23 protein-coding genes and 1 rRNA gene are annotated in these 19,729 nt (G+C 53.8%); 12 read left to right on the top strand and 12 right to left on the bottom strand.

Annotated elements, in window-relative coordinates:
• Nucleotides 1-185 precede the first annotated feature (185 nt).
• Nucleotides 186-301, top strand: a 5S ribosomal RNA gene (rrf, locus tag BLR97_RS06780).
• A gap of 64 nt (nt 302-365) precedes the next feature.
• On the opposite strand, the gene BLR97_RS06775 is transcribed toward rrf, so the two are convergent.
• The 4 genes from BLR97_RS06775 to flgA form a co-directional block, all read right to left on the bottom strand.
• The gene (locus tag BLR97_RS06775; protein WP_089703858.1) at nt 366-1,106 is read right to left on the bottom strand and encodes an SDR family NAD(P)-dependent oxidoreductase; all 741 of its coding nucleotides are present in this window, start codon (nt 1,104-1,106) and stop codon (nt 366-368) included.
• Nucleotides 1,107-1,190: 84 nt separating this feature from the next.
• Nucleotides 1,191-1,640 carry a flagella synthesis protein FlgN gene (locus BLR97_RS06770; RefSeq protein ID WP_089703855.1) on the bottom strand — a complete coding sequence of 150 codons (450 nt, stop codon included), beginning with the start codon at nt 1,638-1,640 and terminating at the stop codon, nt 1,191-1,193.
• Nucleotides 1,641-1,643: 3 nt separating this feature from the next.
• A complete protein-coding gene (flgM, locus tag BLR97_RS06765; protein WP_089703853.1) occupies nt 1,644-1,919 on the bottom strand; it encodes a flagellar biosynthesis anti-sigma factor FlgM in 276 nt (91 codons plus the stop codon).
• Nucleotides 1,920-2,006: 87 nt separating this feature from the next.
• Entirely contained in the window at nt 2,007-2,738 is a 732-nt protein-coding gene (gene flgA, locus BLR97_RS06760) for a flagellar basal body P-ring formation chaperone FlgA (RefSeq protein ID WP_089703848.1), read from the bottom strand.
• A gap of 183 nt (nt 2,739-2,921) precedes the next feature.
• Between flgA and flgB the strand changes: the two genes are divergently transcribed.
• The 11 genes from flgB to flgL all read left to right on the top strand — a co-directional run bounded on the left by flgB (nt 2,922) and on the right by flgL (nt 13,715).
• A complete protein-coding gene (flgB, locus tag BLR97_RS06755; protein ID WP_089703845.1) occupies nt 2,922-3,353 on the top strand; it encodes a flagellar basal body rod protein FlgB in 432 nt (143 codons plus the stop codon).
• A 29-nt stretch (nt 3,354-3,382) separates the two neighbouring features.
• Nucleotides 3,383-3,793, top strand: coding sequence for a flagellar basal body rod protein FlgC (gene flgC / locus BLR97_RS06750; RefSeq protein ID WP_089703843.1), 411 nt, complete (start codon nt 3,383-3,385; stop codon nt 3,791-3,793).
• A gap of 3 nt (nt 3,794-3,796) precedes the next feature.
• Nucleotides 3,797-4,486: a flagellar hook assembly protein FlgD gene (locus BLR97_RS06745; protein ID WP_089703840.1), complete on the top strand. Its 690-nt coding sequence runs from the start codon at nt 3,797-3,799 to the stop codon at nt 4,484-4,486.
• Between the two features lie 48 nt (nt 4,487-4,534).
• Nucleotides 4,535-5,824, top strand: coding sequence for a flagellar hook protein FlgE (gene flgE, locus BLR97_RS06740; RefSeq protein WP_089703837.1), 1,290 nt, complete (start codon nt 4,535-4,537; stop codon nt 5,822-5,824).
• Between the two features lie 28 nt (nt 5,825-5,852).
• The gene (gene flgF / locus BLR97_RS06735; protein ID WP_089703834.1) at nt 5,853-6,614 is read left to right on the top strand and encodes a flagellar basal-body rod protein FlgF; all 762 of its coding nucleotides are present in this window, start codon (nt 5,853-5,855) and stop codon (nt 6,612-6,614) included.
• 30 nt (nt 6,615-6,644) lie between these two features.
• Nucleotides 6,645-7,427: a flagellar basal-body rod protein FlgG gene (flgG, locus tag BLR97_RS06730; RefSeq protein ID WP_089703831.1), complete on the top strand. Its 783-nt coding sequence runs from the start codon at nt 6,645-6,647 to the stop codon at nt 7,425-7,427.
• Nucleotides 7,428-7,451: 24 nt separating this feature from the next.
• Nucleotides 7,452-8,141, top strand: coding sequence for a flagellar basal body L-ring protein FlgH (locus BLR97_RS06725; protein ID WP_089703828.1), 690 nt, complete (start codon nt 7,452-7,454; stop codon nt 8,139-8,141).
• A 165-nt stretch (nt 8,142-8,306) separates the two neighbouring features.
• Nucleotides 8,307-9,377: a flagellar basal body P-ring protein FlgI gene (locus BLR97_RS06720; protein WP_244511250.1), complete on the top strand. Its 1,071-nt coding sequence runs from the start codon at nt 8,307-8,309 to the stop codon at nt 9,375-9,377.
• Nucleotides 9,377-10,408 carry a flagellar assembly peptidoglycan hydrolase FlgJ gene (flgJ, locus tag BLR97_RS06715; RefSeq protein ID WP_089703825.1) on the top strand — a complete coding sequence of 344 codons (1,032 nt, stop codon included), beginning with the start codon at nt 9,377-9,379 and terminating at the stop codon, nt 10,406-10,408. The genes BLR97_RS06720 and flgJ overlap by 1 nt, the downstream gene beginning before the upstream one ends.
• Before the next feature lie 63 nt (nt 10,409-10,471).
• Nucleotides 10,472-12,436, top strand: a complete 1,965-nt coding sequence (gene flgK / locus BLR97_RS06710) for a flagellar hook-associated protein FlgK (RefSeq protein ID WP_089703820.1) — start codon at nt 10,472-10,474, stop codon at nt 12,434-12,436.
• A gap of 16 nt (nt 12,437-12,452) precedes the next feature.
• The gene (gene flgL, locus BLR97_RS06705) at nt 12,453-13,715 is read left to right on the top strand and encodes a flagellar hook-associated protein FlgL (RefSeq protein ID WP_089703817.1); all 1,263 of its coding nucleotides are present in this window, start codon (nt 12,453-12,455) and stop codon (nt 13,713-13,715) included.
• A gap of 83 nt (nt 13,716-13,798) precedes the next feature.
• Here the strand turns inward: flgL and fliR are convergent, their stop codons facing one another.
• The 8 genes from fliR to BLR97_RS06665 form a co-directional block, all read right to left on the bottom strand.
• Nucleotides 13,799-14,590 (bottom strand): flagellar biosynthetic protein FliR, encoded by a 792-nt coding sequence (gene fliR, locus BLR97_RS06700; protein ID WP_089703814.1) that lies wholly within the window; start codon nt 14,588-14,590, stop codon nt 13,799-13,801.
• Nucleotides 14,591-14,594: 4 nt separating this feature from the next.
• Complete coding sequence (fliQ, locus tag BLR97_RS06695) at nt 14,595-14,864, bottom strand: flagellar biosynthesis protein FliQ (RefSeq protein WP_089703812.1); 270 nt, start codon at nt 14,862-14,864, stop codon at nt 14,595-14,597.
• A 25-nt stretch (nt 14,865-14,889) separates the two neighbouring features.
• Nucleotides 14,890-15,666: a flagellar type III secretion system pore protein FliP gene (gene fliP / locus BLR97_RS06690; protein ID WP_089703810.1), complete on the bottom strand. Its 777-nt coding sequence runs from the start codon at nt 15,664-15,666 to the stop codon at nt 14,890-14,892.
• Complete coding sequence (gene fliO, locus BLR97_RS06685; protein ID WP_089703808.1) at nt 15,663-16,112, bottom strand: flagellar biosynthetic protein FliO; 450 nt, start codon at nt 16,110-16,112, stop codon at nt 15,663-15,665. The genes fliP and fliO overlap by 4 nt, the downstream gene beginning before the upstream one ends.
• Nucleotides 16,109-16,648, bottom strand: coding sequence for a flagellar motor switch protein FliN (gene fliN, locus BLR97_RS06680; RefSeq protein ID WP_089703807.1), 540 nt, complete (start codon nt 16,646-16,648; stop codon nt 16,109-16,111). The genes fliO and fliN overlap by 4 nt, the downstream gene beginning before the upstream one ends.
• A complete protein-coding gene (gene fliM / locus BLR97_RS06675) occupies nt 16,645-17,700 on the bottom strand; it encodes a flagellar motor switch protein FliM (protein ID WP_089703805.1) in 1,056 nt (351 codons plus the stop codon). The genes fliN and fliM overlap by 4 nt, the downstream gene beginning before the upstream one ends.
• 21 nt (nt 17,701-17,721) lie before the next feature.
• The gene (gene fliL, locus BLR97_RS06670; RefSeq protein ID WP_089703803.1) at nt 17,722-18,195 is read right to left on the bottom strand and encodes a flagellar basal body-associated protein FliL; all 474 of its coding nucleotides are present in this window, start codon (nt 18,193-18,195) and stop codon (nt 17,722-17,724) included.
• A gap of 161 nt (nt 18,196-18,356) precedes the next feature.
• Complete coding sequence (locus tag BLR97_RS06665; protein WP_170832990.1) at nt 18,357-19,727, bottom strand: flagellar hook-length control protein FliK; 1,371 nt, start codon at nt 19,725-19,727, stop codon at nt 18,357-18,359.
• Between the last annotated feature and the right edge of the window lie 2 nt (nt 19,728-19,729).

Genomic DNA, 19,729 nt, shown 5'->3' with positions numbered 1-19,729 from the left:
ACGGTGTGGAAGCGCTGCAAGGCGTTGAGCTAACGTGTACTAATGGCCCGTGAGGCTTGACCCTATAACACCCAAGGGGTCTGGTCGTGATGATAACGAGACAAACCGGATACGCGTCCCAAGCAAAGGCTTGAGGCGAAAAGAGACGATCACAAAACACAGCATGATATCCATTTAAAGTTACGCCTGACGACCATAGCGAGCGTGAACCACCTGATCCCTTGCCGAACTCAGCAGTGAAACCGCTTAGCGCCGATGGTAGTGTGGGGTCTCCCCATGCGAGAGTAGGTCATCGTCAGGCACCTATACCAAAAATCCCCCAGGGCTTATGCCTTGGGGGATTTTTTTATGGCGGCTGTTTTCTTTTACCATTCGATGGGTTCACCGGCCCAATCCCAGAAGCTGCCGCTATCGTCGGGCGTGCGTTTGGAAATAACTTCTATTAATTGCTCAGCGACGAAGTCAGGCGTAAACAGCTTTTCGCTGGGGACACGTGCCTGGAAAGGTTTGGAAAGAGGCGTATCCGTTGTGCCGGGGTGCAGGCATAAAACGATGGACTGTTTGTTAAGCCGTGAAAGTTCGACAGCCGCTGTTTTCATCAGCATGTTGTGCGCCGCCTTGCTCGCGCGATAGCCATACCAACCGCCTAGATGATTATCGCCAATCGAGCCAACTCGAGCCGATAGACTGGCAATAATGGTGGGATGATTGCCCTGTAGACAGGGTCGGATAGCAGAGATTAATAAAGCGGGGGTAAACGCATTCACATGCATAGCATGAGTGAGCCCCTCAAGTGTCAACTTATCCAAGCGCTTTTCTGGCTGTAGGTGTCGCGAAGCGTCGTGGAGTATGCCAACGGCATTAAAGAGCAAGTGGATAGGCTGGTTGCGGAGCTGCTGACTAAGCGCCAGGCGCCCCTCTTGTTCTGATACATCAAGAGTGAGGTGCGTCAGGCGCTTATCCTGTAAAGGAATGGGCCGACGGCTAACGGCCAGGATACGACCTGTCTGAGTCGAGGCCAGGAGGCGTTTTAGAAAAGCAAGGCCAATCCCGCCCGAGGCACCGGTAATGACGGCTGTGAATTGGTGGGGTAGATGAGGCAGCATCAATAAACCTATGGCGTTGTGAAACAAATGGTATGTTTCTTGATTTAAGCGCCATGTATAAGGTTTGTCTAGATTAACGTGGAGTTAAGCCGATGCGTTAATTTTGCCGGATTGAGCCATGTTCCGGCCAGTCGAGGTGTAAAGCGTTTTTTCAGCAATTTGACGAATATAGTCGAGCATTTGCTGGTTGTGCTGCATGCGCAAAGAAAGCATCTGGCCTGTCAACGCATTCAGGCGAGCAGCGCGTTCGCTTTTTTCTAGCAAGCGCTGCCAAAGGTCGATGCAGTTAGCATCCTGTGCAGCAGACTTGGCACCTAAAGCGCCACTCTCATAACCGAGGCGCTCCTGAATATTGCGCCGTAGGTTCTCAATGCGCTCAAGTTCGACCAGCAACTGCTGTTTCTGATGGGCCACATCAGCCAGAGCATCGCCATCAATATCTCCCTGGGTCAACAGGTTTTGCTCGTTGCTTAGCAGTGAGATCAACGTATCAACGCGTTGCTGCTGGTCGGTCAACAAGCTGGCGAGACTCATAAATTACTCCTGGGACTCTCGAAGATTGGCAATCAACCCATCAGCAATACGATCAGCCCGAATTTCCAAACGGCCATCACGAATGGCGTCTCGAATTTCTTCGACCTTGGCGCTGTCGATATCGTACGTTTCATCAGCGCTAGACGTGCTAATTTGGGTTGAGCTTTTGGCTTCCGTACCTGCAGACGCAGGTGTCGGGCTGCCCGCTTTCTGGGTTTCGTCACGCTGCTGAGCATGATTTGAGCGAAGCAGCGGATTATTGATGTTATCAATTTTCACGTTGTGAGCCTCATCGTCAACGTTTTGAGCGCGATGCGCGGATTACGAGGACTATCGGCGCCACCGAGTAAAACTTTAGCCATTTAATCAAAAATCGACCATCAGGGTGCCGCGCTTAACAACGCGGGCAGTCAGCACTTCACGGGAATCAAAGCGCACCCTAATTTTCTCGTCCATAGCGCCATCTTCAAGGGCTTCTCCTTCGCGAGACACGCGAAAGGAAGTTCCTTGTGCTATGACCGTAACGCGCTGACCGCGTTCAACTAAGTGGGGGGCCTGAATGAAGTGTGTCTGAATAGCTGTGCCGCTAGCGATGGGGCGACGTGCGATTTTACCAATAATATCGTCGGGTTGAGTGACTGCACGAGGAGACAGATCGCCTAGGTTGCCGTTCTTCTCGCGAAGCATATCGGACGTAATTTGGCTACCGCGCTCAATATCCAGTGCGGCGACGATGTAGCTACCGATGACATCCACCTCGGCCTGCAAATAGCGAACTTGGCGGCTATCCGTCCCGCAACGAACACCCACAGACACACGCCCAAGCGGCGCTTCATTTTGATTGGTAAGGAAAGGATCGGGTGCAGTGCAGGTGGGCAGATGCGGCGAGGGCGCACGTAGATTGATCACCACCTCATTACCCAGCGCCTGTGTTTCTTGGTAAAGAAACTGGTGCACGCTTTCCATTAGAGCGTCATGTTTCGTTTCCGACGCGTTGGCGGCAGGTATGAGGGCAACTAGCGCCATACTGGTCAGCAGCAGGGCACTGACCCAACGTAGCGGAATGCCTAGGCAAAAAGTACGCGGCAGATGAAACATGAGGGGGATGCTCAAAGCAGGAAAAGGGATTCTATCGAACACAAGTGTAGCGAAAACGGCTGAGGATTATCATAAGAAATGCTGGGTGAAACGGGGGTTGTTCCATGCTTTAGGCTGACAGCCGTCGGCGTATTCTCCACAGTCAATAAATTCCATTTTGCCTTTCAGCGAGCGAGGATTGGCATGATTGACCAACTAGAATCGTCTCTAAACTACCACCATCAGGCGCTGGGGCTGCGCCAGGCACGGCATGACGTGCTGGCCGCAAACATTGCCAATGCCGATACCCCCAACTACAAAGCCAGGGATATCGACTTTGCGAGTGAGTTAAAAAAAGCCGTTGAAGGCGGTCAGCGCGAACAAAGTGCTAATGGTGGCGGTTTAGCGCTGACGCGAACCTCAGACCGCCACTTGATGGGCGAAGGCCCCGCGCTTAGCGGAGGTAACCCCGACTTGCTTTACCGGACACCCAGTCAGCCTAGTTTAGATGGCAATACCGTCGAAATGGATCGTGAGCGTTCACAGTTTGCCGATAATGCGGTTCGCTATCAGGCAGGCCTCACCATAATGAATAGCCGAATCCAAGGACTCAAAACGGCCATGCAGCCAGAATAAACTGAGCTGGATCGGTTAGGAGATATTATATGTCGATGTTTTCTGCGTTTGATATTGCAGGTTCTGCCATGAGTGCCCAGTCACAGCGCATGAATGTGACTGCCAGCAACATGGCAAATGCTGATAGCGTAGCTGGCCCTGACGGTGAGACGTATCGAGCCAAGCAGGTCATGTTTGAAACCCAAGCGCAAAATAACCGCTATGGCGTCGGTGGTGTTCGCGTGACGGAGGTCGTAGAAGACGACTCGCCACTCAGAATGGAGTACATGCCCAATCATCCCGCAGCGGATGAAGACGGCTATGTTGCCAAGCCCAACGTCGAGCCTGTCCACGAGATGGTCAACATGATCTCGGCCTCGCGTTCTTATCAAGCCAACGTTGAGGTTTTCAACACCAGTAAACAGATGCTGATGCAAACACTCTCGTTGGGTGAGGGGTAAACCATGAATGTTGATACGAGTGTATTGAATAAAATAAACGGTGGCGGCACCGATGGCCTTCCAGCCAAGCAGTCTGAAGAGTTGCGTAATAGCTTCATGACGCTGCTGATTACCCAGCTGGAAAATCAAGACCCGATGAATCCGATGGAAAACGCGGAGATGACCTCTCAGCTGGCCCAGATCAATACGGTCAGCGGTATCGAAGAGTTGAATGATACGCTTAGCGGCATCACCCAGCAGATGAACGCTTCCCAGATGCTGCAAGCCTCCGGGTTGATTGGTAATGCCGTGCTTGTGCCAGGCAATCAGGTGAAAGTGGGTACTGACGAAGACGGCGACAATTACGCAACGCCTTTTGGTATCGAGTTGGCTAAGCCGGCGGACAATGTCGAGATTACTGTGACCAGTAAATCCGGCGAAGTCATCTATACCACCACCGAGAAAGATGTCGATGCGGGGGTTCAATCGTTTAGCTGGGGCGGCTTGAATAATGACGATGCCCCGGTGGCGGAAGGTGCCTATAAAGTGAGCTACAAAGCGACCAATGCCAAAGGTGACGAGATTGAATCACAGGCTCTGAACTATGCCCTCGTTCAAGGCGTGGCGCCTGCTGAGTCGGGTGAAGAAGTACGCCTCGATTTGGGTGGCGTTTATGGTCAAGTATCGCTCGATCAAGTCAAACAAATTCTCTAAGCCGTAATACGCCGTAAATTATTGATCTATTTAGCAGGGGACTAAACCATGAGTTTTTCACAAGCGCTAAGCGGCCTGGCTGCCCAGCAAGATAAGCTGGGGGCCGTAGGTAACAATATTGCCAACTCGCAAACCGTCGGCTTCAAAAGTTCCAACGTGCAGTTTGCCGATGTATACGCCCAATCGAGCATTGGCCTCGGTACGCGCACGTCTGCCGTTTTGCAGAACTTTAATCAGGGCAATATCGAATCATCGAACCGCAATATGGATCTGGCGATAGCCGGCGAAGGCTTCTTTCGCTTTCAACAGCCCAATGGCGAAATTGGCTACTCGCGTAATGGTCAGCTGACCATGACCGCCCAAGGCGATCTGGTAAATGCCCAGGGCGCACAGATCATGGGTTACCCGGCAGATGATGCAGGCAACATTCAAGGCGGTGGCGATGTGGAAGCGCTCAGTGTCGATGCGGGCGATCTAGCCGCCAGCGCTACCACGGAGCTGGATGTTTCGCTGAATCTGGATTCGGAAGAAGAGGTGATTAATCCAGTCGGGTTCGATGCCGAAGCCGTCGCCAATGGTTTGGATTCCAGCCAGTACTCGTATTCGACCAATGGCACGATTTACGATTCACAGGGTAATGCGCGAAACCTGACCATGTATTTCACTAAGACCAACCCCAATGAGTGGCGGGTTGATGCCCGCATGTCGGGTGGGCCTGCCGGCGCGCCGAATTATGCTTTTACCAATATTGCGGATACGTCAAATTTTGGCTTCACAACGGATGGTCGTCTCAATAATAACTTTAACGCTTTCCAGATTAATTTAGATAGTCCAAACGATATGCGCGATGCAGATGGCGGTGCCGTAACTACCAGCGAGTTTAACGATACGTTGACGAGTCAACAGATCGAAATCGACTTCGCCGGTACCTCTCAGCAGGCGAATGACTCTACCGTCAATGACCTGACACAGGACGGTTACACTGCGGGTTCTCTAGTGGGCGTCACCATCGAAGACGATGGCACTGTTATGCGTAACTACTCCAATGAGCAATCATTGGCAGCTGGACAAGTCGCGCTGGTGAGCTTCCGTAACCCTGAGGGTCTAAAGCCTGAGGGTGACAATCTATGGACCGCCACCGGTGCTTCTGGGCAAGAGTTGGTCGGTGCGCCGGGTACCGGCCAGCGCGGCTTGATCGAGCCGGGCGCGGTAGAAACCTCGAATGTCGATATGGCCGGCGAGCTCGTGGACATGATCGTGGCCCAGCGGGCCTATCAGGCCAACTCGCAAACCATCAGCACGCAAGATGAGCTGCTACAGACCATCATCAATCTCTAACGGCTGATGGCATTAAGGGAGCAAGGTCGTGGATAGAATGCTGTACACCGCCATGAGTGGCGCCAAGCATACGATGGATCAGCAGTCGGTCGTCAGTAATAATCTGGCGAACGTTGCCACAGCGGGTTTCCGCGCGCAGCTAGAGGCTGCGCGCTCGGTACCTGTTGAAGGTGACGCCTTGCTGGCGACTCGTACCTCCGCCGTTACTACCACGCCAGGCACCGACTATTCCCAAGGGCCGATTGAACGGACGGGCCGCGGCCTAGACGTGGCCATGCAGGACGACGCCTGGATGGCAGTGCTGGATCAAGACGGCGCTGAAACATACACCCGCCGCGGCGACCTGCAAATCGACAGCGACGGTGTACTGATGACGGGTGCCGGTCAGCCGGTAATGGGTGATGGTGGCCCTATTGCTGTGCCACAAGGGTCGCAGATTTCAATCGGTGCCGACGGCACGATCAGTGCTATTCCCCAAGGGGTAGGTCCTGAAGCGATTGTTAATGTGGGCCGCATAAAATTGGTGACGCCTGAAGAAGGCGAGTTGACGCGCGGCGAAGACGGCCTATTTCGCGGACCGCTCAACGATGAGGGAGAGCCGGGGGCGCTAGCCGCCGATGAAGACGCCTCACTCGTCAGTGGTGCGCTTGAAGGTAGCAACGTCAGCGCCGTTGACAGCATGGTGTCAATGATTGATGCGGGGCGTCGCTATGATATGCAAATGAAAATGCTGACCTCGGCGGACGAAAACGCCCAACGGGCTAACAGCATGTTATCGATTCAGGGCTGATAGCGCTTTGTCAGCCAAGAGGGCACTTTTATGATCTCGTCTTTGTGGACGGCCAAAACCGGCCTGGAATCCCAGCAAACCAAGCTGGATGTGATTTCTAATAATCTGGCTAACGTCAGTACCAATGGCTTTAAACGCTCACGTCCGGTGTTTGAAGACCTGTTGTATCAAAATATGCGTCAGCCAGGCGCACAAAATAACGTTCAAGATCGGCTGCCGTCGGGCATGCAGGTTGGTACAGGGGTGCGTGCGGTCGCCACTGAGCGTTTGCACACTCAGGGTGGCCTGGAGCAGACGGAAAACTCACGCGATCTGGCGATTAATGGCGAGGGCTTCTTTCAGGTGCTGATGCCCGATGGCAATACCGCCTATACCCGTGACGGCAGCTTTCAGCTAAATGAAAACGGCCAGATGGTAACCGCCAACGGTTACCCGATAGAGCCGGCTATTTTCATCCCTGAAAATGCCCTTTCGGTCAGCGTTGGTGAAGACGGCACGGTAAGCGTACGTCAGCCGGGCGACAATCAGGCCAATCAGATCGGCCAGATTAACGTGAGCACTTTCATCAATCCCGGTGGCCTACAGAGCATGGGGGGCAATCTCTATCAAGAAACGGGGTCTTCCGGTGTGCCTAATCAAAACATGCCCGGCATGAACGGCGCTGGGCGGCTGTTCCAGGGGTATGTGGAGACCTCGAACGTCAATGTGGTTGAAGAGATGGTCAACATGATTCAGACCCAGCGGGCCTACGAAATTAACAGTAAGGCTGTCTCGACCAGCGACGAAATGTTGGCGCGTTTGGCTCAGCTATAAAGCCGTTTACTGATAGGTTGGGTCATGCTGGAACGACATTGTATTTTGCGACGTATTGCGCTGGTGGGGCTGGCATTCTTTTTGTTGGCGGCGGCGGGTTGTGCCCAAATCCCCAGGGCTTCAGTGGTTGGTGAGCAAGAGCAGATCAATGTTGTTGACCGCCCCCCACCGGTGCCTAACGGGTCTATTTATCAAGCGCGTCGCGGGTATCAGCCCCTGTTTGAAGACCGCCGTCCAAGATCGGTTGGCGATATTCTGACGATTGTGCTGGATGAAGAAGTGAGCGCCAGCAAGAACTCGGCGTCTAATGCCGATCGCGACGGTAGCGCAAGCCTCGAGTTTGGCGCATTGCCGGACGCGCTCGAAACCCTAGCTGAATACGGGTTTGAAGTGAGTGGCGAAAGCGACTTTTCTGGGGGAGGCGGTTCTCAAGCCAATAACTCCTTTACCGGTACGATTACAGTATCCGTCCTGGAAGTTATGAGTAATGGTAACCTTCGCGTCCGCGGTGAAAAACAAATCGCCATCAATCAAGGCACTGAGTTTATTCGGTTTTCTGGGGTGGTGAACCCACGCACGGTTACCGCGCAAAATACCGTGCCCTCGACCCAGGTTGCAGATGCGCGTATTGAATATGTAGGCGACGGTTATATCAACGAAGCGCAACACATGGGTTGGCTACAACGTTTCTTCTTAAACGTCTCGCCGTTCTAGCGCCATGGGGAGCGACCAATGACAGCGCTTTCAATGGCAGGTTCTTTAAGGATAGGTCTTTCAATGAAAGCGCTAAAACGGGCAATAGTGATGCAGTTACGTCGTTTGCGGATAAGTAGTTGTCGAATAATCAACACATGGTTTACTCAGCTGTCTGTCTTGGTAATGGTGGGTCTATTGGCTTTGCCAGTTCAAGCGGAGAGTGTTCGTGAACTGGCAAGTTTTTCCGGTGTGCGTGATAACCAACTGGTCGGGTATGGGCTGGTGGTGGGACTGGACGGGAGTGGCGACCAGACCACCCAGGCACCGTTTACCAGTCAAAGTTTAACCAACATGTTGTCCCAGTTAGGCGTGACGGTACCTTCCGGAACAAATTTACAGTTGCGTAACGTCGCAGCCGTGATGGTGACAGCTGATCTGCCGCCGTTTTCAAGGCCGGGTCAGCGTTTGGATATTGTGGTGTCGTCGATTGCAAACGCCAGCAGTTTGCGAGGTGGCACGCTGCTTATGACACCTTTAAGAGGTGCCGACGGCGATACCTATGCCATTGCCCAAGGCAATATGCTCGTGGGCGGTGCGGGAGCCCAGGCTGGTGGCAGCAGTGTGCAAATCAACCACCAGGCAGCGGGGGCAATTCCCAACGGCGCCTTGGTTGAGAAAGAAGTGCCGCTGAACCTGGGGAGTAACGGCGGCATGCTTGAATTACAGCTTGACGAGTCGGATTTTGGCACCGTTCAGCGCATGGTGGCGGCGATTAACAACGAGTTTGACGAGTCGGTTGCTTATGCGCGCAATGGCCGAGTGATCGCACTTGACGGCCCTACTGATGCTAATGCGCGGGTCAATTTTATGGCTCGTGTTGAAAGCGTGCAGCTGACTCCAACGCAAGCACCGGCACGCGTTGTGCTGAATGCGCGTACCGGCTCTGTGGTCATGAATAGCGCAGTCACATTGCGCCAAGCGGCGGTGGCCCACGGCGATCTGTCGATCACTATTGATACTGAGTATAACGTTAGCCAGCCTAACGCGCTGGCTGAAGGCGAAACCGTCGTGACGCCCGACGCCGACATTAACATACAGCAGCAAGAGGCCTTTTTGCGGATCGTAGAAGGCGCACAACTCACCGAAGTGGTCAACGCATTAAATGCCTTAGGCGCCACCCCTCGGGACTTAATGTCGATTCTTCAATCATTAAGAGCGTCTGGTTCGCTGCGCGCTGAGCTGGAGATCATCTAATGAACGCCACTGATATGAGCAATCAATTTGCGCTTGATATGCAAGGCTTTCAGCGGATGCAGCACACGGCAAAAGTCGATCCTGAAGCCGGGGTTCAGTCTGCCGCCCAACAGTTTGAAGCATTGTTCGTGCAGATGATGATGAAGAGTATGCGCGATGCTATCCCGACGTCGGGGTTGATGAACAGTAGCACCACCGATACCTATCAGAAAATGCTGGACCAGCAGTGGTCGCAGGTCATCGCATCCCGTGGTGTTGGCCTGGCGGATGCATTGGTCGAGCAGCTTGAAAGACAAGGTTTGGTTCCCAAAGGGGAAGGGGCCTCATCCAGCGACGACCAGCAAACGCAGGCGCTGATTGCCGGGATTCCGCGGGGCACGCCCCGTGTCCTGGATAGCCCGCTTAATCCTGGGAATGGGCAGGTACCTGAGGCGCCTTCAGAGCGTAATTTCTTGGCCGAGCTGGATGCGGTTCGTCAGGGGCAGGTGACAAAAGCTGACCCTGCGCAACCTGAGACAACACGCCAAGCGACCGGGCAGCTACCGCACGTGAATCAATTTATGGAAACGCTGGCTCCTTCTGCCCAGGCGGCAAGCCGGAGCACCGGCGTGCCTGCTGAATTGATTCTGGCGCAGGCAGCCTTGGAAACGGGCTGGGGCAAGCATGAAATTGCCAAGCAAAACGGTAGCAACAGCCACAATGTATTCGGCATCAAAGCGGGCCAGCATTGGGACGGCGAAACCACTGAGGTGGTGACGCACGAATACATCAATGGCCGCCGCGAAAAAATGGTGGATACCTTCCGCGTCTATGACTCCTATGAACACGCCTTTACCGACTATGCCAACCTGATTGGTAACAACCCCCGCTACGCTGGCGTAACGCAAGCACCTTCAGCCGAGCTGGCGGCACGCGAACTGCAGCGGGGTGGCTATGCGACTGACCCTCAATATGCCAATAAGCTGGTGAGCGTGATGAACACCATGGGTCCGATGCCGGATGTGGGCAATTTCCTGGCAGATTCTCGATAAGCTGGCATTCAAGTTTTGTACCGCACTGCCGATAAAAGAAATATCGGCTAAAGGAATCGAACCATGAGCATGTTTTCTATTGGGCTAAGCGGCTTAAACGCGGCACAAAACGCGCTGAACACGACCAGCAACAATATCAGCAACGTATACACACCGGGCTATAACCGTGAAATCACCAAGCTGGGTGAGGGCAGCGCGGGAACCGGCGGTGTTCAGGTTAACGATATTGAGCGACAGTTTAATCAATACGTTGCTGAACAGCTCAACAGTGCCAAGACGCAGTCAAGTGCGCTGGAGACCTATTACAACCAGGTCAGCCAGATCGATAACCTGCTCGCCGACCGCGAGGCAGGCCTTTCGCCGTTGATGCAGAATTTCTTCTCGTCGATGGAAGACCTGGCCAGCTCACCGTCTGACCCGGCGGCTCGCCAGGGCGTGCTGGGTAACGTGGAAACGCTCAGCGCCCAGTTCCGTTCTTTCGATAGCTATCTGCAGGACATGCAGACCAACATCAATAACCAGTTGGAAGACGAAGTTACCCAGATCAATAACACCACCGAGCAAATTGCCGGGCTTAATAAAGAGCTCGCGCTGGCACGCGCGCGCACCGGCGAGGCGCCTAATAGCCTGCTCAATCAACGCGACAAATTGGTGTCGGATCTGAATGAGCGTATGGATCTGCGCCTGAACATTCAGGATGGCAAGACTTACAATATCAGCCTGCCTAACGGGCAACCATTGGTGACCGGTACCGATTCCTACAAGCTCGAGACCATGGAAGCGGACTACGACCCCCAGCGCACCGTCATTGGCTATCGCGACGGTGGCGGTAACCTGACCCAACTGGACGAAGACACCGTTTCGGGGGGCTCACTGGGCGGGTTAATGTCCTTCCGCGACGAGACGCTCGACAAGACTCAGAACCAGATTGGCCAGTTGGCCATTTCGCTGTCCATGGCCGTCAACGAACAGCATAAACAAGGCGTTGATCTAAACGGCGACCAGGGCGAAAATTTATTTAAGATTCGCTCGCCCCAGACCTATGGTTACGAAAACAATAGCGACGCGACGATCACTAGCGCAGAGTTTGACGTTAGCCGTGTGGATGAACTGCGCGCGACGGATTACACGGTAAGCTTTGACGACAACGATGAACCTGTCGTGACACGTAACGATAACGGTCAAGTCGTGGCATTTGACCAGGATGCCTGGAATAACGACGATCAGTTGAAATTCGGCGGAGTGACCCTGGAGTTTAGCGACGGGGCAGATGCACCCGTTGAAGGCGATCAGTTTGAAATTCAGCCGGTCCGTCGTGCCGGTGCCGGTATGGAAGCCAATATCTCCGACCTCGACAAGATTGCCGCGGGCGATGCAGGCTTTATCAATGTAGGCAATGATACCGGTAACTCGTTCGAGCGTGAGGGCGATTTAAACGTTAGCGATTTAGGTATCACGTCTAACGCTTTCGACGATAACAGAAAATATCAATTTGAGGTGGAGTCGAACGCTGCGGGGGATGAGGGCACGCTGACTGTGACGCCGGCAACAGACATAGTGGTTAACAATAGTAATGTTGATGCATCAGACATATCAGACATTGAGTTGAAAGAGGGCGATGAGATTGAAGTTGATGGTATCAGCTTTACGGTCTCCCTCCCGGATGCAGACGAAACGTCGTCATTAACCGTTAGCCAGACTATTTTTGCCACTGGTGATAACCGTAACGCCCTGGCGATGCAAAACCTGCAGTCCGAATCCATCGTTGGCGGCAGCGCTACGCTGAGCGGTGCCTATGGGTCGATGGTCAGCGACGTAGGTAATCGAACCAATATTACTGAGGTAAACCTGGACGCCAGGCAAGGGCTCACCGATCAGTTAACCGCCGTGCAGCAGTCCGAGTCCGGGGTCAACCTTGACGAAGAAGCAGCCAATTTAATCCGTTATCAACAGTTCTATCAGGCCAACGCGCGAGTAATCGACACGGCGGGCACGATAATGGACACCATTCTGAATCTACGCGGTTAAGCGAGGATAGTCGGCCATGCGCATTAGCAGCGTTACCATGTTTGATCAAAGCACGGCGTCAATGAATCGTCAGCAAAGCGATTTTCTAAACGTCAGTCAGCAAATTGCCAGCGGGCGTCGCGTGGTTAACCCGTCCGACGATCCCCAGGCCGCCTCCCGTGCCGTGGGCGTGGATCAAGCCAAAGCCGTCACTGAACAGTACAGCGATTCCCGGGTATCGGCGCGTAACTCGCTGGCGCAAACGGAGAGTATCCTTAATAGCGTTAGCGATGCGATTACCAGTGCAAAAACGCTATTGGTGCAGGCGTCAAGCGATACCCTGAGCGATGTTGACCGCGAGTCCGTGGCCAGCGAGCTAAAAGGCGTCTATGAGACGATGCTCGGCCAAGCCAACGCCACCGATGGCAGCGGTCGTTATCTGTTTGGTGGCTACAATGACAGCAACCCTCCCTATGTCAAACAGGGAGACGCGGCCGTTTACCAAGGCGATGATCGTGCCCGTGAGCAACGCGTGGATGCGTCACGCCTAATGCCGGTGACCGAAAATGGCATCTCGATTTTCCAGAGTGTGCCGAGCAGCGCGGGCTATGTAGCGGAAGCCGACAATGCCAATACCGGTAACGTCACCTTTAGCGGGCCTCAGGTAACCGACGTGGGTGACGATGGCTATGGCAGTGATTATCGTGTCAGCTTTAATGGCACGGCGGCGGATCCAAGATATGAGGTTGAACGCTTCAATGGCACGAGCTGGGTTAACACGGACATGGAGGGCGACGCCCTGCCATCAGGCGACTGGGCCGATGCTGTCAATGATGAAGACGCCCTTTCATTGACATTCGGTGGATTATCCGTTGATCTCAAGGGAACGCCCGCTCCAGGTGATGAAATAGTGGTTGCTCAAGCCGGTGGTGAAACGCGCGAATCCAACCTGTTCCGCACCATGGAAGAAGCTATTCGCGTACTGGAAAACCCTGCTGAGACCGACGCCGATAAAGCTGACTTGCGCAACACGCTGAATACGTCAATGCGCGATCTGGACAATAGTCTGGATAACGTCTTAACGGTTCGCGCGTCTGCCGGTGCGCGGCTGAACGAGCTTGATGTGATCGATGCTGTTGGTAGTAACAGGACGCTTAACTACGAACAGACGCTGTCGGATCTGGTCGACCTCGACTATAACGAGGCGATATCCGAATATAGTTTGCGTCAGGTAGGCCTGCAGGCGTCGCAGAAAGCCTTTGTCGACGTTAAGGGCATGTCGCTGTTCAACTATTTATAGCCCTCTTACTGATAGCCTCTCTGGCCAACTGTATGGTGGAAAAGCCCTTTGCCCCAGGCAAGGGGCTTTTTGCTGCGTCATCATCACGATAACGGCGCCATGGTATCAATCAAACCCTGCATAAAGTTGATGCCCTGACTAAACAGCCGCTGTAAAAAGCGTTCAATGTCGGTCATTAACACCATTAATAGAATTATCCCCACCGTTAATGAGGTTGGAAAACCGATATTAAATACCGTCAATTGGGGTGCCGAGCGGTTCAAAATACCCAGCGCCAAATTGATGATCAGCAGTGAACCGACAAGCGGTAATGCCAGCAACATGCCCGAGGCAAAGATGGTGCCGCCATACCGGGCCAATAACTCGAAGGCGTTGGGATTAAGCGTACCAATGCCAATGGGCAGGCTTTGAAAGCTCATTACCAACGTTTCCAGCACCATCAGGTGGCCATTCAGGGCGAGAAACATCAGTAGCGTGACCATATACAAGATCCGCGATAACACCATGATGTTGGTGCCACTGGCCGCATCAAAAAAGCTGGCGAATGCCAAGCCCATTTGCAGACCAATGAATTCCCCCGCTGCTTGCACAACGGCAAACACAATGTGCATTACCAGGCCAATGGCGATACCAATCAGAATTTGCTCTACCATGATTCCAGCGCCTGCCCAGGACATCAGGGGCACGTCGGGCATAGGAGGAAGAATCGGGGCGATAACCACCGCAATAACGGCCGCGAGGCCTACCTTGGCCTGGTTTGGCACGCTGGAGTGCCCCCAGAGAGGCGAGGCTGCCATGAAAGCGGTAATGCGCGCGAAAGGCCAGATAAACGCCACCAGCCACGCGTGTAGCTGGGCAAAGGTGACCTCAACCATCGGCTTACATCACCATGCTGGGGATATTGGTGAATAAGCGATGGGTAAAATCGGTGATGATTCCGATCAGCCAAGGGCCAGCCAAGACGAGAACGGCGAATACCGCTAAAATCTTAGGGATAAACGTCAGCGTCATCTCATTAATTTGCGTAGCGGCTTGAAACAGGCTGATGATCAAGCCGGTAAACAGGGCGGCAAGCAACATCGGGCCAGCAAGCATTAGCGTAACTCGCATTCCTTGATACGCAATCGTCATGACCATTTCGGGGGTCATTCGGCCTCCTTCGTCGTAATGACGGCTATATCATGTAAAAGCTTTCAGCTAACGAACCGACAATCAGTTGCCAACCGTCAACCAAGACAAACAGCATAAGCTTAAACGGCAACGAAATGGTGATGGGTGGAACCATCATCATACCCAGGGCCATCAAGGTACTGGCCACGACCAGGTCAATAATCAAAAACGGAATAAAAATCGTAAAGCCGATCTGAAAGGCAGTTTTTAACTCACTTGTGACAAACGAGGGCAATAACACGCGCATGGGCAGCTCTTCCGGCCCTTGCATTGGGCCCACATCCGCGAGGCGCACAAAGAGTGCTAAATCGGGTTCACGCGTTTGTGCGAGCATAAACTCACGAAACGGAAGCTGCGCTAAACGTAAAAACTCTTCAAAGTTGATGGTTTCTTCACTCAACGGTACCCAGGCTGTGTCGTAAACCTGTGCTAGGACGGGTGACATGATGAAAAACGTCAGAAACAGGGCGATGCCGAGCAGCACTTGGTTAGGGGGCGTCGCCTGGGTGCCCATGGCGGTGCGCAACAAACTCAACACAATGATGATCCGCGTGAAGCTGGTCATCATCAACAGCATAGACGGTAGGAATGCCAGCGAGCTCAGAAATAATAGTGTCTGCAAAGAGACGGACCACTGCTGCCCGCCGTCTTCAAGTGGCTGAGTGGTTATCCCGGGAAGCTCTTGGGCGTTGCCGATAAGCGGAAAAAGGCAAAGCAAACTAACAACAAGGAGCCACCGCCACCGCAAAAAGGGCGGCCAATGTAACGTTTTAATCCTCATGGGGTTCGATCTGTTTCAGAGGTAGGTGGAGGGCCACGCCGTGGCTTTTTGGTCAGGTTATCGGCCAGCGCTTGGGAAAAGCGTTTGGCAAAGTGAGAGGGCGCTTGTGTGGTATCTGCTGGTGGCGTAGCAGGCGCCGGGCGCTCATGCAGCTTGGTAATGCGTCCGTTACCAACGCCTAATACTAACCACGTATCTTCAACTTGTACGATCACCACGCGCTCACGGTTACCCACGGCAGTGCTGCTGATAAGCTGGAGCTCACCACCGGCGCGTTTGGCATGACCGACACGCTTCAAAAGCGCCGTGCAAAGTAAAATAATGGCAATAACGAGCGCCAGTGCCGCTGCCGTTTTGCCCAGCATGGCCATGCCAATCAAGGAGTCGCCGCCGCTGCTTATGGCGTCGAGCGAACTACTTTGCGTTGAGGCGGTTTCACTGCTCATCGGTTCAGTTTGTGAATGCGCTCAGAGGGCGTAATGATCTCGGTGATACGGATGCCGTACTTATCTTCAATGACGACGACTTCGCCTTGGGCAATCAAATAACCGTTGATCAAGATATCCATGGGTTCACCCGCCAGCCCCTCGAGCTCGATAACCGAGCCTTGAGCCAGCTCAAGCAGCTGTTTGATGGTCAGTTTGGTGCGGCCTAGCTCAACGGTGAGCTTGACCGGAATATCCATGATCATTTCAAGGTCGCGCGACGAGGTAGCGCCACTGTCCTGGGTCAACGGACGAAATACATCGTCGCTGGCCGCTTTGGCTTCACTGGCGGGAGGATCGTCGGCTTGTTTGTCCTCCTCAGGCGTTTCTTCCTCGACAGCCTGTTGTTCTGCCATCGCCGCTGCCCAAGGATCTTCCTCCTCGCCATCGGCGGCTTCAGATGAAGCGGCAGTGCTTTCTTCTTCCTCTTGTTCCGACATGGCAGACGCCCAGTCGTCGTCAGAGATATTCTCATCGGGTTTATTAGGATCCGTCATGCTTTAGATTCCTTGGCTTTCTGTCGTGTCGACCCTTTAACAAAGTCGTTGGACGGTACATTGTTCATCGCGGCGTGATCGATCATACGCTGCACGCGCAAGGCGCGCTGCTGTCGTTGACTTCCGTATTCGCACTCCATCACCGGCACGCCATCAACATTGGCGGTGACGGTGGAGGGGATGTCTAACGGCAGTACGTCACCCTTTTTGAGCCCCATTACATGGGAGATACGGCTAGGGATGTGGGCAAACTCAGCGACTAACTCGACTTCTGACTGGCGTAACTCGCTCGCCATCCGGCGCGACCATGTGCCATCTTGGTCGTGGTTGCTGTCGTTGATCGGGTTCGCCAAGAGGTCGCGTAGCGGCTCAATCATGGCGTAAGGCATACAAACCTGAAAGTTGCTCGACAGGTTACCCACTTCAATATTGAATTTGGTGTTCACCACGATTTCGTTGGGTGAGTTAGTAATGTTAGCAAATTTCGACTGCACTTCTGAGCGAAGGAAGCTGATTTCCAATGGATAAACGACTTTCCATGCTTCTTGATAGGCATCGATGGCCAAGCCTAGCAAGCGCTGGATAATGCGCTGTTCGGTATTGGTGAATTCGCGCCCATCCGACTTGGTAACAAAACGGCCGTCGCCGCCAAAGAGGTTGTCGACCACCATGAAGACTAAATTAGGTGGAAATACGATCAAGCTAGATCCGCGCAGCGGGCGCATGGAGACGATATTCAAATTGGTCGGTACGGGAACATTGCGCGAAAAATCGCTAAAGCTCTGGTAACGAACCGACTCAACGGTGATATCGGCGCTGCGTCGAAGTAGGTTAAATAAGCCCGTACGGAAGTAGCGCGCGAAGCGCTCATTAATAAAATCTAAGGCATGCAGGCGCTCGCGAATAACACGGTGCTGCGTGGATGGATCGTAAGGGCGTACCTTCGGTTCGTTTTGCGACTGAGCCGAGGACGCCGATGATTCATCATCACCACTGACCCCTTTGAGTAGGGCGTCAATTTCTTCCTGGGACAGTAGATCGTCCTGCGACATGAACGGCTCCAGTTCCCTAGATTATTGCACAATGAATTCAGTAAACAGTACTTCACTCAGCCTAAGTGGGGGCTGATCCTCATCAAAGGGCTCGCTGAGCCTTGCTTTGATGTTGCTAGCTAGCTGTTGCTTGCCTTGTGAAGAGGTCAGGCTGCCTGCTTCTTGGCCGGACAATATGGTGAGCAACCGGCTGCGAAGCTGTGGCATGTGTTGTTCGAGTAGGTCGCGAGTCTCTTCATCCTCAACGCGAAGAGTAATGCCGGCGTAGAGCAATCTTGTACCCTGACGGTCATCGGCCAAGTTGACGGTAAACGGCTCGATGGTCAGAAAAACCGGTGGCTGGCGCTCAGCAGTCTCTTCTGCCGCTTCTCCCGGGTTATCGTCACGCTGATCCATCACCATATAAATGGCAGCTGCCGCTCCCGCCGAGGAAAGCAGTACTAGAATGATCATTACCCAGAGTAATTTTTTTGGTCCGCCGCTTGATTCAGCCATTGCTCGTTCCTGTAATCTCCATGCGTAGCGTTATCGTGGCATTATGCCTAAAGCGCATGCTGGTGATGAAATGAACAGGCTCGCTTGGCGAGCCTATCTTTTGGTTTAGTTCTAAACTGACACGCGATTGACCGTGGTCGTGGAAGAATGCGTGGCCCGTGTTATGCGTATAGATCAACCCGACCATCGAGCGTGATAGGCGTGCTCGGCGACGTAGAGGCTAAACGACCACCTTCTTCTCCGCCTTCAGCGCTGGGCTGGCCACCTGGCCCGGACTGCTGTTGAGCTAACCCTTGTTCGCTGGATTGGCGCTGTTCGCCAACGGACGTTTCACCCAGTGAAATGCCTTGTTCTGCCAGCGCTTCACGCAGTTGGGGAATGGCCTGTTCGATCACTTGGCGAACCTGGGCGTGGCCCGATAAAAAGTGCGCCTGGGCACCTTGTTCGCCAAACTTCAACGAGATGGATAGAGGGCCTAGCTCTGCTGGGTGTAGCTGCATTTGCACCAGCTGGTCGCCGCCGCGCTGGGCGAACTGGACAAGCTGTTGACCTAATTGCTGGGGCCATGCCGGGCTGGTGACCGGCGTGTTGACCGCAGCCGATGTTGGGTTAGCTGCGCTACCTAACGTTGAAGCAGTGGGGGCAATACCGGGCTGCCCGTTGGTTTGCCCACCGTTCGCCGATGATAAACCGCTCAACAGTGACTCTGAAGCAGTGCTGGGCACCATTGGGTTGGCTTTCGCCCCATCGGCCCGCGCTGAGGTATCCAGCGCACTCACCCAGTTTTCTGGTGCACTGCGAGTATTGGCTCGTGTGTCGACTTGATTTAGTAGGGGGTTATCTGCCCGCAACTGTTTGGCATCATCGGCGCGTGAGGATTGGCCACCCTCGGCTTGCTGGGAAGTAGCCCCAAGTGCCTGCGCTATATCGCCCAGTGTGCGTGGTGATCCTGCTGAACTGGTGTTGGTAGTGGCGTTAGCACCTTGCCCCTGAACCGCGACGAAAGCGCTGAGCAAGCTGACTAACTGCTCGGCTTCGCCTTCCTTGATGCCTAGCTGCTGGGCAAGCTCGGCCGCTGTTGGCGGCGCATCGTCTGTGCCAAGATCCTGGGTGGCATCGCCGAAAGAAGCCATGAGCGATAGGCGCTGCGCAATATCATCGAGCGTGGCGTTTTCTAAACGGCCGGAGGTCTCAAGCGCTGCCATATCATCGCGGACGGACGCGCTATCGGCAGATGAAAAACGTGCCATCAGCTTTTCTAGTGCCTCGGGGCTGATATCCAGGCCGAGTGACTCGAGCATTGCTGATAGTGAACTAGCATCCGCAGCGTTGCCGTTGCCTGCGTTGTTCAAGTCGGCTTGGTTTAACGACGGCGTTACCGGTGAGTTCGCAAGGCGCTGATGGGGTGAAGCAGAGGCCTGGGATAGTGCCTGCTGAAAGAACCCGCGAACGCCGTCAGCCGTTGCAGTGGAGCCCGGCTGGCTACTGGTCGCTTGACCTTGCGTTGTAGAAAGCAACTGGTGAATATTCATGC

The organism is Vreelandella arcis, from assembly GCF_900103865.1.
In the GTDB taxonomy this organism is placed as follows: domain Bacteria; phylum Pseudomonadota; class Gammaproteobacteria; order Pseudomonadales; family Halomonadaceae; genus Vreelandella; species Vreelandella arcis.
The sequence above is the reverse complement of the archived record's forward strand: the minus strand, read 5'-3'. Positions and strand labels throughout refer to the sequence as shown.